This window comes from Selenomonas sp. oral taxon 478 (assembly GCF_001189555.1).
GTDB classification, from domain to species: domain Bacteria; phylum Bacillota; class Negativicutes; order Selenomonadales; family Selenomonadaceae; genus Centipeda; species Centipeda felix.
Genome location: NZ_CP012071.1, coordinates 524,099 through 537,227, shown reverse-complemented (window position 1 = coordinate 537,227; position 13,129 = coordinate 524,099). Strand labels below are relative to the sequence as shown.

Genomic DNA, 13,129 nt, shown 5'->3' with positions numbered 1-13,129 from the left:
AGCGATCAATGAAAATTTTTAAGAAAGTCTCTGTCCTCGCCGTCGTCGTCCTCGTGGCGCTGTCCTCCTATGTGGCGGCAGCAGCATCCCTGACGGGACTGCGTTCCTCGAGCACGGCGGCGCGTGACCGCATCGTCTTCGATCTCTCGGAGATGCCGCTCTATCAGGCGCGTCCCTCCGACGACGGGCGTTCCCTCACCCTCGATTTTGCCGATGTGGATACGGCACTCTTCAAGCGTATCGCTGTGCGGACATCTCGCATTGAGGCGATTTCCTACGAGCGGCATTACGGGCATTTCTATGTGACCGTTGCGCTGGCGAAGGGGATGGATTATTCCATTGGGAATCTGACGAATCCATTCCGTATCTTCGTCGATGTTGCACCGAAAGGCGCATTGACTGCGCAGCGGCATGCGAGCGTGCCGCGTCCGTCCGTATCGTCTACGGATACGGACACACCCCCCGCAAAGGCAGAGCTGCCCCGCATGGAGGAGAAACAGCTCGCCGCGGGGCTGACGCAGCGGGAGTACGTCTATGAGGACGAGGATGGGCAGGTGACGGCGTACTTTATCGAGGCGGATCCCGCACGTTATCGCGTGCGCCCCGCGCTTGCCCGCGGCGTTATCCCGGGGCGGCAGACGGTGAGCGGCATCGCGCAGGATACGAATGCGTCGGCAGCAATCAACGCCTCCTATTTTGCACTCAGCGGAGAGCTCATCGGCATCACGAAGATCGATGGGACGGTCGTGAGCAGTACGTATTTTGACCGCAGTGCCTTCGGTGTGATGCCCGATAACTCCTTTGTGTTCGGTACGGTATCCTATAACGGCACGGTGAAGCTCGATCAGACGAGCCTGCCCGTCTCAGGGGTCAACGCCGAGCGCGGCGCGGACAACCTCATCATCTACAACCGCGCCTATGGTCGATCGACGGGGACGAATCCCTATGGCCTTGAGTATGTCGTTCGCAATGGGCGCGTGGCGGAGATCAATACGAATGATTCGCTGATCCCGTCCGATGGCTATGTCGTCTCGGTGCACGGCACGTCGATGGATGCATTTGCTGCAGCAGGTGTGCGCGTGGGTGATCCCGCTGTGCTGACGGAGGATCTGGGGGAGCCGTGGAATCGTGCCGTGCAGGTGCTCGGTGCGGGGCCGCGCCTTGTCGAGAATGGCAGTGTCTACGTGACGGCGGGCGAGGAGCAGTTCCCGGGTGACATCCGCTACGGGCGTGCACCGCGTACAGCGGTCGGTGTGACGCAGAAGGGGAACATCCTCTTCGCCGTCGTCGATGGGCGGCAGTCGCACAGTCATGGGCTGACACTGACCGAGTTCGCCGATCTGCTCGTGCAGTTCGGCGTGCGCGACGCGATCAATCTGGACGGCGGCGGCTCCTCGGAGATCTATGCGGATGGGGATGTGCTGAACTCCCCCTCGGATGGGTCGGAGCGCGCCGTGGGGAGTGCGCTGATATTGCAGAAGAAGTAAATTATAGACGAGGAGATTGCAATAAAAAGGGGACTGCTGCACGTCCCCCTATCGGCTCGCTGTGCTCGCCACTTCCCCCGTTAGCGGTCAACGTCAACCAATCACACATCGCTGACGCTCGTGTTCTTGGGACGTTTTCCCATGCGACCTGTTTCCGAATCAGCTGCGCCCCTTGGGGCTTGCTTTTTCGACAGGTCAGCAACGGGGGAAGCTTTTATGCCGTTATCTTGTAAGCCTTCCCCGTTATCACGGGGAAGGGGGACCGCACAAGCGGTGGAAGGAGCACAAAAAAGACGTTGTACGAAGTTTTTAGCTCCGTACAACGTCTTTTTTATATTTTAGGAAAGCACTAATACATTCGGCACAACCATATACCCCTGCCGTGCGTCTGGTTTGCTGCCTCAATCAACAAAAATCTACGCCAATCCGGCATAGCTCATTTTATCAGTGCTTCCTTAGTTCGTCACATAGAGTGCCTTATATGGATTGCTGCTGCTCGGAACGATCTTCGTGAAACCCTCCTCCATGACCACGTTCTTGTCGTAGCTGAAGATCGTGCAGAACTCCGTCAGCCGCTCGTCGATTGCGGCGATGTCCTCTGCGTCCGCCCGCGACACCTCAACGCTCTGCGGGAAGCGGATCGCGTCGCAGCTGCCGCGCAGGAACATCGTCCCGCCGTGCATCCCCGTGCAGGGGAAATTGCTGACGATAGGCCTTTTCTGTGCCGTCAGGCCGAGGACGATGATCGTGCCGCCCGCCTGATACTCGCCGAGGAAGCTGCCGCACGTACCGCCGATGATCATGGTCGGCGACTTGTCCTCATACGCCTTGATGTGGATGCCCGCGCGGTAGCCCGCGTTCCCCTTGACGTAGATTTTCCCGCCGCGCATGGCGTAGCCCGCCGCGTCGCCGATGCTGCCGTGGACGATGATCGTGCCGTCGTTCATCGTGTCGCCGACGGCGTCCTGTGCGTTGCCGTGCACGACGATCTTGCCGCCGTTCAGGTAGGCACCCAGCGCGTTGCCGGGCACGCCCGTGATCGAGAGGGAGACGGGGGCCATGCCCGCCGCGATGAACCGTTGCCCGCAGCAGTTCGTCAGCTGAATTGGAGCCTTGATGCCGCGCAGGCGGTCGTTGAGTGCCTTGTGATCCAGATGATCTGCATCAATAGAAATCATATCGTTCTCCCTCCGCTCATTCGCCTGCGTGCGCAACGCCGAGAATCTCCAGTTCCTTCTCCGTGAGACCGATGCCGCGCAGCATGAGACGGTTGCCGCGCAGTGCCTCGATGGAGTTGATGCCCATGCCGCCGAGCATCTCCTTGATCTCGTGCCGCCATGCGGTCATGAGGTTCACGAGACGCTGACTGCCTTCGTCGGGGTTTAGACGCTTGACGAGCGCAGGATCCTGTGTAGCGATGCCCCAGTTGCAGCGGCCGATCTGGCAGCTGCGGCAGAGGTGGCAGCCGAGCGCCATGAGTGCCGCCGTGGCGACATAGCAGGCGTCAGCGCCGAGCGCAATCGCCTTGATGACATCGGCCGCCGAGCGGATGCTTCCGCCGACGACGAGGGAGACATCGTTGCGGATGCCCTCCTCGCGCAGACGCTTGTCGCACGCCGCGAGGGCAAGCTCGATGGGGATGCCGACATTGTCGCGGATGCGTGTCGGCGCAGCCCCTGTGCCGCCGCGGAAACCGTCGATGGCAATGATGTCCGCACCGCTGCGCGCGATGCCGCTCGTGATGGCGGCAATGTTGTGCACTGCTGCGACCTTGACGATGATCGGCACGGTGTAGTTGGTCGCCTCCTTCAGGGAGTAGACGAGCTGGCGCAGGTCCTCGATCGAGTAGATATCGTGATGCGGTGCGGGCGAGATTGCGTCCGAGCCCTCGGGGATCATGCGTGTGCGCGATACGTCGCCGATGCTCTTTGTGCCGGGCAGGTGCCCGCCGATGCCTGGTTTTGCCCCCTGTCCCATCTTGACCTCAATGGCAGCCCCCGCGTTGAGGTAGCGCTCATGCACGCCGAAGCGTCCCGACGCGACCTGTACGATCGTGTTGTCGCCGTACGCGTAGAAATCCTCGTGCAGACCGCCCTCGCCCGTGTTGTAGTAGATGCCGAGCCGCTGCGCCGCCATCGCAAGGCTCTTGTGCGCGTTGTAGCTGATGGCACCGTAGCTCATCGCCGCAAACATGACGGGCATGGACAGCTCGAGCTGCGGGGCGAGGTTCGACGTGTCGATGCGCCCCGCGGCGTCGCGGACGATGGTGTTCGGCTTTTTCCCGAGGAACACGCGCGTCTCCATCGGCTCACGCAGCGGATCGATGGGGGGATTCGTCACCTGCGAGGCGTTGATGAGAAGGCGATCCCAGTAGATCGGCATGCGCTTCGGGCTGCCCATGGAGGACAGCAGGATGCCGCCGCTCTCTGCCTGCTTGTAGATCTCCTTGATGGTTTGATTCGTCCAGTTGTCATCGTCGCGGTAGGTGCAGTTGGTGCGCGCAATCTTAAGTGCTTTGACGGGGCAGATCGAGACGCAGCGATGGCAGTTCACACATTTCTCGTCGTCGGCGACCATGACCTTTAGTGTCGCGTCGTAGTGGTGCACCTTGTTGGAGCACTCCTTTTCGCAGAGGCGGCACTTCGTGCAGCGGGGGTGACGCAGCACTTCAAACTCGGGGTACAGATAGTTCAGACTCATTTAGAAACACCCCTCTTTTACGTTGACGATAAACGGCTCGCCGCCGGCGGGCGCGTAGATATTCTCGGCATCCGGCTCCATGGCACGGATGGCGGCCTCCTCACTCGCGATGCAGACGCAGTCATCCTTGCTGCCGGTCACCATCGAGCGCAGCTTCAGGCGGTCGTTCAGCGCCATCATGCCGCCCGTGTAGCCGAGGATGATGGAGAAGGGGCCCGTGATGAGCAGCCCCGCAAAGACTGTGCGCAGATACGTGTGGATCTTCTGCGCCGCCGGGTCTTTGCGCGCGATCGTATCCCAGAACGGCGCGGCGATGACAGCCGCGAGCTCATGGAGTGAGAGCTTCTGGCGGCGGAGTAGGAAGTCGGCGATGTAGGTGATGACCTCCGTGTCCGTCTGCAGGGTGCATTTGTAGCCGTACATCTCGATAAAGCGGCGGTTGGCATCATAGGACGAGATCTCGCCGTTGTGCACGATCGTGCGGTCGAGGAGGCCAAAGGGATGCGCGCCGCCCCACCAGCCCGGCGTATTGGTCGGATATCTGCCGTGCGCCGTCCAGGAGTAGGCCTCGTACGTATCGAGGCGGTAGAACGTGCCGACATCCTCGGGGAAGCCGACCGCCTTGAAGATGCCCATGTTCTTCCCGCAGGAAAAAACGTAGCAGCCCGAAAGCTCCGCATTGAGCTTCGTGACCGTGCGCACCATGTACTCCTCCTCGTCCTGCTGCGCAGCGGCGAGCACCGAGCGCAGGGGGGAGACGAAGTACCGCCAGATCATCGGCTCGTCCGTAATGGCAGGAATCTTGCGCGTGGGAATGCGCTCTGCGCGAACGACCTCAAAGCTCTCGCGCAGAATCCCCTCGCAGACGCTGCGGCGATCCTTGCTGTCAAAGAAGATGTGCAGGGCATACTGATCCCGATGCTCCGGATAGATGCCGTATGCCGCGAACCCGCCGCCGAGCCCGTTGGAGCGGTCATGCATCGTCGCGATTCCGCGGATGATGACATCGCCTGGGATCATGCGCCCCTCCTTGGAGATGAGTGCGGCAATCGCACAGCCTGCGGGGATCCTGACCGATCCTTCCCGTTCCATATCCAACAACCCTTTCTGAAAACGATTCCTATTATATAGGAGTAATGTCCTGTACTAATGGACGTGGGGCATAGACTATCATAGATGAAGTAAGAAGTCAATTTGCACACCTGTATACATGCGGAGGTGATAATTCTGTGACAAAAGTTATGGACGAATCCTCGCGCTTGTGTGTATGGTGTCATGTCACAGCATTTCCATGAAGCAGGGTTGACACTTGCACAACGGGGAAAAAGCGAGTAGAATCGGTACGCATGGAAAACTATGGAAAGAGGGATAGCATGACACCGAATATGAATTACAGCAAGTTGAAGGACTCCTACCTGTTCTACAACATTGCGCAGAAGACCAAGGCGTATCTCGCCGAACATCCCGGCACGCATCTCTACCGCATGGGCATCGGCGATGTGTCCCTGCCGCTCTGCCGCACGGTCATCGACGCACTGCATCACGCCGTGGACGATCAGGCGGTGCAGGAGAGCTTTCACGGCTATATGCCCGAGTGCGGCGCACCGGAGCTGCGCGCGACAATCGCGGCGTACTATGCGCGGCGCGGCGTGCAGCTGGCGCCCGAGGATGTATTCGTCTCGAGCGGCGCCAGCGATGAGCTGGGCGACATCCTTGACATCCTCGGCAGAGATCAGCGCGTTCTCATCATGGAGCCAGCATATCCTGCCTACGTCGATGCGAACATCATTGCAGGAAACGAGATCATCCATGTCGCATCGAGCCGTGAGGATGGCTTCTTAGCACTGCCCGATCCGTCTGTGCATGCCGACATCATCTATATCTGCTCGCCGAACAATCCGACGGGCGCAGTTTTCTCACGTACGCATCTGAAAGCATGGGTGGATTACGCAAACAAAACCGATGCGATCATCCTCTTTGATGCCGCCTACGAGGCGTTCATTGAAGATGAGGAGATCCCGCACAGTATTTTTGAGATCGAGGGCGCAAAGACCTGTGCCATTGAGATCTGCTCCCTCTCCAAGACGGCGGGCTTTACGGGGACACGCTTCGGCTATACGGTCATCCCGCAGGAACTCATGCGCGGCGGCCTCTCGCTGAATGCGATGTGGGTGCGCAACCGCACGACCAAGACGAACGGTGTCTCCTACATCTTGCAAAAAGGCGCGGCGGCGGTCTTTACGGAGGAAGGCCAGCGCGAGATCCACGAGAATATTCGCGTCTACAAAAAGAACGCAGCGCATCTGATGGCGGCGCTCGATACGCTCGGGATATGGTACTGCGGCGGCAAGAATGCACCCTACATCTGGATGCAGTGCCCGAAGAACATGGGGAGCTGGGCATTCTTTGACTGTCTTCTCCACGAGATACAAGTGATCGGCACGCCGGGTGAGGGCTTCGGCAGCGCAGGCGAGGGGTATTTCCGATTCTCGACCTTCGGCTCGCCCGAGGACACCGAGGAGGCAGCGCGGCGTCTGGTCGCCCTGCTGGGGAAGTAAAAAAGAACGGATTGTTTTATCATTATCTAAAGGACTGTTGCATGAAGCTATAAACTTCGTACCAAAGTCCTTTTCTTTGTGCTCCTTTCCTACAATAACAGCATAATAGCTTCCCCCGTTGCTGACCTGTCGAAAAAGCAAGCCCCAAGGGGCGTAGCTGATTCGGAAACAGGTCGCATGGGAAAACGTCCCAAGAACACGAGCGTCAGCGATGTGTGATTGGTTGACGTTGACCGCTAACGGGGGAAGTGGCGAGCGCAGCGAGCCGATGGGGGGGATATATGCAACTGCGCCTTTTTTCATGACAGAAATAATTTTGACGCTATAGATGCAATATGTTAAAATGTGAGGAGATTTGTCTGTGTCACAATGGATGGAAAGCGACGCTCTGTGCGGCGTCGAATGTAGGTGGTAGAACGTTGAAAAGCGACATGTTTGATGTCATACAGGAGGATCTCGCAGCACTTGAGCCTGCGCTGGAGGAGGCGATTGTCTCCGAGACGCCGCTCATCACGGATGTTGGGATGCACCTTGTCTCCTCGGGCGGCAAGCGACTGCGTCCCGCCCTCTTCCTGCTGGCAGCACACGGCGGAGCGTCGTTTGACCGTGCGCGTGCGATGCCCGTGGCCGTGGCGCTCGAGCTCATCCACACGGCATCCCTCGTACACGACGATGTGATCGACGAGGCGGATACGCGGCGCGGTGCTGAGACGACGAATGCGAAGTGGGGCAACCAGATTGCCATCCTGAGCGGAGACTATATCTTTGCGCGCGCGTTCAAGCTCGTCGCGGAGGAGGGCTATGACTCATCCGTCTATGTCAAGCTGGCGCATCTGGTCTGCACGCTGAGCGAGGGCGAGATCCTGCAGGATCATACGGCCTATCAGATCCCCACGGGGGAGGATGCCTACTATGAGCGCATCCGCAAGAAAACGGCGGACTTCCTTGAGATCTGCTGTGAGCTCGGCGGCTTCATCGGCGGGATGAGCCCTGCTGATACGGCACAGATGGCGGAGTACGGCCGTGATATCGGCATGGCGTTCCAGATCACGGACGATCTGCTCGACTTCCGCCGCAGCTCCGAGGACATCGGAAAACCCGCGGGACATGACCTCGCACAGGGCTATGTGACGCTGCCCGTCATCCGTGCACTCTCCGTGCTTGGCGCGGGGGAGCGGGAGGAGCTCGCGGCACTCATTACGAATCCGAAGAAACCCGTGGAGGAGGTCGCGCGTGCGCTTGCGCTCGTGCGTGCCTCGGATGGGCTGGACTATGCGCAGGAACAGGCGGATGCCTATCTGGTGCGTGCTAAGGCGGCACTGCCTGCGAGCCTTGACCCGCGGATTCGTGAGACCTGCCTCATGGCGGCGGATTTTATCGGTCGGAGAGAGTTTTAAGGAATCGCTGATAAAATGAAGTCTGCCAGATTGGCGTAGATTTTTCGTCCGAACAAGGAGGCAAACCGGACGCATAGCAAGGGCTATGTGGAGGATTTGCCGACACAGTGCGGGCAAAAAAGATGCGTCAAGATGGTAGTGCTGAATTTATCAGTGCTTCCTTAAGGAAGTTCTGACAGCGTTAGGGGTTCCATAACGCGTACCTCGATGTACGCATACAGGAGGATGTATTATGTTCGGCATCGGTGCACCGGAGCTGGTATTGATTTTGATCGTGGGGCTGATTGTCTTCGGCCCGGGGAAGCTGCCCGAGATGGGGCGGACGCTGGGCAAGGGCCTGCGCGAGTTCCGCAAGGCGTCAAACGCGCTGACGACGGCGATCAACACACCTGATCCACCGCCTGCACCGCCTGCACAGAATGCAGCGGCACAGCCGCAGCCTGCCGCAGCACCGACGGCGCAGCAGGCTGCACCAGTAGTGGCCGCAGAGCCGGCTGCACCGGCGGCACAGCAGAGTGCTCCCGCGCCGGCGGCGACCTCGCCGACGACGGAGACCGCAGCTGCTGCGGTCGAGGCACACCGCGCCGAGCAGAAGGCCGCAGAGACGAAGCAGTCCTAAGGAGTCACTGAGCTTCCCTAACACGGCTGCGCAGAACATCACGATGATATTGTGCCGAACGGCATGGTTTAGGAGGATATTATGTTTGGATTGGGCGTTCCCGAACTCGTACTTATTTTGATCATCGGCCTCGTTGTCTTTGGCCCCGGCCGTCTCCCCGACATCGGGAAGGCGCTCGGCAAGAGCATCAAGGAGTTTAAGTCGGCAAATAGTGCAAAGGACGAGCCGCCGGCGGAGATCAACGTGACGCATGAGACGAAGCAGCTGCCCGAGAATGCAAAAAAAGAGGAAAAGATCTGATCCATGGCAGAGGAAATGAAAGCGGACGGCGCGGGGGAGGCCTCGGCCGAAGAGACGTCGGTGCCTGCGGTGCAGGAAACAGGGGTCAAGCCGCTGCCGCCGGAGGACGCGGACACGCCGCAGGATGACGACGGCAGCATGTCGCTCATCGCGCATCTGACCGAGCTGCGTTCGCGGCTCATCAAGTGCCTGCTCGCCGTCGCTGTCGGCTCGGCGGTCGGCTACTACTTCATCGGCGACATCATGCACTATCTGACCCTGCCGGTCGGAAAACTCTACTATATGCAGCCCGCCGAGGCGTTTTTTACCTACATCAAGATCGCCGTCGTCGTGGGCTTCCTTCTTGCGCTGCCCGTGATCTTCTATCACGTCTGGCGCTTTTTTCTGCCCGCGCTCACACCGTCAGAACGCATGGTGCTCGCCATCGTTGTTCCCGTCTCGGTGGTGCTCTTCTTCCTCGGACTGGCATTCTCGTTCTTCCTCGTCTTCCCTGCGGCAATCATGTTCTTCAAGGGGTTTGGCAACGATGAACTCGAGGCACTCTTTTCCGTCAATCGGTATTTTGAGTTCGTCATCATGTTCGTCCTGCCGTTCGGCTTTGTCTTTGAGCTGCCGCTCGTCATTACGATTCTTGGGAAACTGGGCTTTATCACGTCAAAATTCCTGAGCAAGTACGCGCGCATCGTCATCTTTCTCTCGTTCGTCATCGCGGCTGTGATCTCACCGACACCCGATGTGTTCACGCAGTCGATGATCGCTGTGCCGATGATTGCGCTCTACGGCGTGGGGTATTTGATCGTCCGCTTTATCCTCCGAAAATAGGGGATTGACGGACACGTTACGCAGAAGAAACACGATATATTAGGAGGGAATACCTTGGCATATAAGGATCTGCGCGAATACATCGCGGCACTTGAGGAGCGTGGACTGCTCCGCCGCATCACGGCGGAGGTTGACCCCGAGCTCGAGATCACGGAGATCACGGACCGTATCTCGAAGCGCGAGGGCGCGGAGAACGTTGCCCTGCTCTTTGAGAATGTAAAGGGCTCGAAGATGCCCGTCCTCATGAACGCGTTCGGCAGCTACGAGCGCATGGCACTCGCCTTCGGTGTGGAGAAGCTCGACGACGTGGCGGATGAGCTGACGGAGATCCTCAAGATCCCGCACATCTCCCTGCAGAACAAGATGAACCTCATGACGCTCATCCCGATGGCGCGCAAGGCGATCAATTTCCCGAAGTATGTAAAGAATGCACCATGTCAGGAAGTCATCGAGACGGAGAACCCGAATCTTGACGAGATTCCCATTCTGAAGTGCTGGCCGGATGACGGCGGCCCCTTTGTGACGCTGCCGCTCGTCTTTACGAAGAATCCCGAGACGGGCAAGCGCAACGTCGGGATGTACCGCCTGCAGAAGTACGACAGCCGCACGACGGGGATGCACTGGCACATCCACAAGAACGGGGCGGAGAACTTCCGCGCGATGAAGGCGCAGGGCGGCAAACGCATCGAGGCGGCGGTCGCCATCGGTACGGATCCCGTCGTGACCTACGCGGCGACGGCACCGCTGCCGCGCGATATCGACGAGATGGTCTTTGCGGGCTTCCTGCGGCATAAATCGGTCGAGCTCGTGAAGTGCGTTACGGTCGATCTCGAGGTGCCCGCAACGGCGGAGATCATCCTCGAGGGGTACGTCGATACGGATGAGATGCGCCGTGAGGGCCCGTTCGGCGACCACACGGGCTACTACTCCCTCGCAGACGACTATCCCGTCTTTCACATCACGGCAATCACGCATCGTAAGGATCCTATCTACTCTGCGACGGTCGTCGGACGCCCGCCGATGGAGGACTGCTTCCTCGCGAAGGCGACGGAGCGCATCTTCCTGCCGCTCTTGAAGCAGATGCTGCCCGAGGTCGTTGATGTCAACATGCCGCTTGAGGGCGTGTTCCACGACTGCGTCGTCGTCTCCATCAAGAAACAGTTCCCGATGCACGCGCGCAAGGTCATGCACGCGCTCTGGGGCATGGGACAGATGATGAACGTGAAGATGATCATCGTCGTGGACGCCCACGTCAATGTGCAGGACATGAAGGAAGTCTGGTGGCGCGTCTTCAACAACATCGATGCGAAATATGACCTCGAGATCGTGCAGGGACCGCTCGATGTGCTCGACCACTCCTCGCCCATGGCAAAGTGGGGGTCGAAGCTCGGCATCGACGCGACGAAGACGTGGCCGGAGGAAGGCCATGCGCGTGAGTGGCCGGATGAGATCACGATGTCGAAGGAGATCACGGAGCGTGTGACGGCGCGGTGGAAGGAGTTCGGTCTGGATTGAGCTGGTGGATGGAGCGCCTGCGGGCGCATATGAACAACACAGCGTTTCACCATACCGTGTTCTCTCTGCCGTTTGCCCTCATGGGGGCACTCCTCGCCGCCGGCGGCGATCCGCCGCTCGGGACGCTCGGCTGGGTCGTGCTCGCCATCACGGCGGCACGGTCGGCGGCACTCGCCCTCGACAACCTCGCCGATCTAAAGTATGACAAGCAGCAGCCCCGCCTCGCCTACCGTGCGATGGTGCAGGGGCGCGTCACGAAGAAGGAGGCGCTCGTCTTTATCGGCGTGTGCCTCCTTGTGCTTATATTCGCTGTGCTGCAGGTGCATCCGGTCTGTATCCGCCTCCTGCCGTTCGCCGCTGTGCCCTTCCTCATCTACCCGTACATGAAGCGCGTGACGGGATGGGTACACCTCTTCCTCGGCATTGCCATCGGCATGGCGCCGGCGGGCGGCTGGGTGGCGGTCAGCGGAAAAATCGAGCTGCCGATGCTCGTGCTCTTTCTCGCGGTCGCACTCTGGATCGCTGCGTTCGACGCGATGTACGGGGCGCAGGATGAGGCATTTGACCGCAGTCAGGGCCTTCACTCTCTCGCGGTGTCGTTCGGTGCACGCGGCGCGTTCCAGATCGCGCGGGCGATGCACGTTCTCTCGATCCTGCTCTTTATCGCCCTCGGCGCGATGATGCATCTGCACTGGCCGTACTTCATCGGCGTCGCGATTGCAGCAGCGACCCTCGTCTACCAGCACCGCATCGCAGGGCCGACGGACTTCTCACGCGTGACGCAGGTGTACTTCATGCGCAACGGCATCGTTTCAATTGCAATTTTCGTCTTTACGTGGATCAGCTATATGGTATAAAGGAGAGCATGATGGCACGGATTCTTTCGGGCAAGGAATTTGCCGCACGGATAAAGGAAGATGCCGCACGCGGCGTCGCAGAGCTGAAGGCGGAGGGCGTCTTGCCGCGCCTTGCCGTCATCATCGTCGGCAGCGACCCTGCCTCCGAGGTCTACGTCCGCAACAAGCAACGGACATGCGAGGAGCTTGGCATTCGTTCGGATCACATTTCCCTCCCAGCCGAGACGACGAAGGAGGAGCTCCTCGCGTGCATTGAGGAGCTGAACGTCGATCCGGAGGTGCACGGCATCCTCGTACAGCTGCCGCTGCCCGCGCAGATCGCGGAGGACGAGGAGGAGATCCTCTCCCATATCGATCCGCGCAAGGACGTGGACGGCTTCCATCCTGTCAACGTCGGACATCTGGTGCTCGGCGCACCGGGGCCGCGCCCCTGCACACCGGCGGGCTGCATCCGTATGCTCGACTACGCGGGCATCCCCATCGAGGGGGCGCACGCCGTCATCATCGGGCGCAGCAACATCGTCGGCAAGCCCATGGCGCATCTCCTCCTCGAACGCAACGCAACCGTGACGATCTGTCACTCGCGCACGCAGAACCTTGCCGCGCTCGCGCGCACGGCGGACATCCTCGTCGCTGCGGTCGGGCGGCCGCGCTTTGTCACGGCGGATATGGTGAAGGAGGGCGCGACGGTGATCGACGTCGGCATCAACCGCATCGCGCCGAAGAAGCTCGTCGGCGACGTGGACTTTGACGCCGCGGCGGCTGTCGCGGGGGCGATCACGCCCGTGCCGGGCGGCGTCGGACTTCTCACCGTCGCCATGCTGATGGAGAATGTAGTACAGGCCGCCAAAGCGCAGAACCCCTAAGGAGGATA

At 59.9% G+C, this 13,129-nt stretch carries 13 protein-coding genes; 10 read left to right on the top strand and 3 right to left on the bottom strand.

Annotated elements, in window-relative coordinates:
* Positions 1 to 8 precede the first annotated feature (8 nt).
* The gene (locus ADJ74_RS02600) at positions 9 to 1,487 is read left to right on the top strand and encodes a phosphodiester glycosidase family protein (RefSeq protein WP_172664498.1); all 1,479 of its coding nucleotides are present in this window, start codon (positions 9 to 11) and stop codon (positions 1,485 to 1,487) included.
* Positions 1,488 to 1,942: 455 nt separating this feature from the next.
* Here the strand turns inward: ADJ74_RS02600 and ADJ74_RS02595 are convergent, their stop codons facing one another.
* From ADJ74_RS02595 to ADJ74_RS02585, 3 genes are read right to left on the bottom strand one after another with little or no spacing between them, the layout of a single operon-like run.
* On the bottom strand, positions 1,943 to 2,665 hold the full coding sequence (locus tag ADJ74_RS02595; protein WP_050344174.1) for a glutamate synthase: 723 nt from the start codon (positions 2,663 to 2,665) through the stop codon (positions 1,943 to 1,945).
* Between the two features lie 16 nt (positions 2,666 to 2,681).
* Positions 2,682 to 4,187: a glutamate synthase-related protein gene (locus ADJ74_RS02590; protein WP_050341647.1), complete on the bottom strand. Its 1,506-nt coding sequence runs from the start codon at positions 4,185 to 4,187 to the stop codon at positions 2,682 to 2,684.
* On the bottom strand, positions 4,188 to 5,279 hold the full coding sequence (locus ADJ74_RS02585) for a hypothetical protein (RefSeq protein WP_039981338.1): 1,092 nt from the start codon (positions 5,277 to 5,279) through the stop codon (positions 4,188 to 4,190).
* A gap of 281 nt (positions 5,280 to 5,560) precedes the next feature.
* Between ADJ74_RS02585 and ADJ74_RS02580 the strand changes: the two genes are divergently transcribed.
* The 9 genes from ADJ74_RS02580 (at position 5,561) to folD (ending at position 13,121) form a co-directional block, all read left to right on the top strand.
* On the top strand, positions 5,561 to 6,745 hold the full coding sequence (locus tag ADJ74_RS02580; protein ID WP_050341645.1) for an LL-diaminopimelate aminotransferase: 1,185 nt from the start codon (positions 5,561 to 5,563) through the stop codon (positions 6,743 to 6,745).
* 431 nt (positions 6,746 to 7,176) lie between these two features.
* The gene (locus ADJ74_RS02575; RefSeq protein WP_050344173.1) at positions 7,177 to 8,142 is read left to right on the top strand and encodes a polyprenyl synthetase family protein; all 966 of its coding nucleotides are present in this window, start codon (positions 7,177 to 7,179) and stop codon (positions 8,140 to 8,142) included.
* A gap of 39 nt (positions 8,143 to 8,181) precedes the next feature.
* Positions 8,182 to 8,307, top strand: a complete 126-nt coding sequence (locus ADJ74_RS11470; RefSeq protein ID WP_071586098.1) for a secretion protein HlyD — start codon at positions 8,182 to 8,184, stop codon at positions 8,305 to 8,307.
* Positions 8,308 to 8,374: 67 nt separating this feature from the next.
* Positions 8,375 to 8,761: a twin-arginine translocase TatA/TatE family subunit gene (locus tag ADJ74_RS02570; protein WP_050341643.1), complete on the top strand. Its 387-nt coding sequence runs from the start codon at positions 8,375 to 8,377 to the stop codon at positions 8,759 to 8,761.
* A gap of 81 nt (positions 8,762 to 8,842) precedes the next feature.
* The gene (locus tag ADJ74_RS02565; protein WP_009753844.1) at positions 8,843 to 9,061 is read left to right on the top strand and encodes a twin-arginine translocase TatA/TatE family subunit; all 219 of its coding nucleotides are present in this window, start codon (positions 8,843 to 8,845) and stop codon (positions 9,059 to 9,061) included.
* 3 nt (positions 9,062 to 9,064) lie between these two features.
* Positions 9,065 to 9,883 carry a twin-arginine translocase subunit TatC gene (gene tatC / locus ADJ74_RS02560; protein WP_009753845.1) on the top strand — a complete coding sequence of 273 codons (819 nt, stop codon included), beginning with the start codon at positions 9,065 to 9,067 and terminating at the stop codon, positions 9,881 to 9,883.
* Positions 9,884 to 9,937: 54 nt separating this feature from the next.
* Positions 9,938 to 11,398: a menaquinone biosynthesis decarboxylase gene (locus tag ADJ74_RS02555; RefSeq protein ID WP_006690238.1), complete on the top strand. Its 1,461-nt coding sequence runs from the start codon at positions 9,938 to 9,940 to the stop codon at positions 11,396 to 11,398.
* Positions 11,399 to 11,406: 8 nt separating this feature from the next.
* Positions 11,407 to 12,255 carry a 4-hydroxybenzoate octaprenyltransferase gene (locus ADJ74_RS02550; RefSeq protein ID WP_050341641.1) on the top strand — a complete coding sequence of 283 codons (849 nt, stop codon included), beginning with the start codon at positions 11,407 to 11,409 and terminating at the stop codon, positions 12,253 to 12,255.
* An 11-nt stretch (positions 12,256 to 12,266) separates the two neighbouring features.
* Complete coding sequence (gene folD / locus ADJ74_RS02545; RefSeq protein ID WP_050341639.1) at positions 12,267 to 13,121, top strand: bifunctional methylenetetrahydrofolate dehydrogenase/methenyltetrahydrofolate cyclohydrolase FolD; 855 nt, start codon at positions 12,267 to 12,269, stop codon at positions 13,119 to 13,121.
* Positions 13,122 to 13,129: the final 8 nt, after the last annotated feature.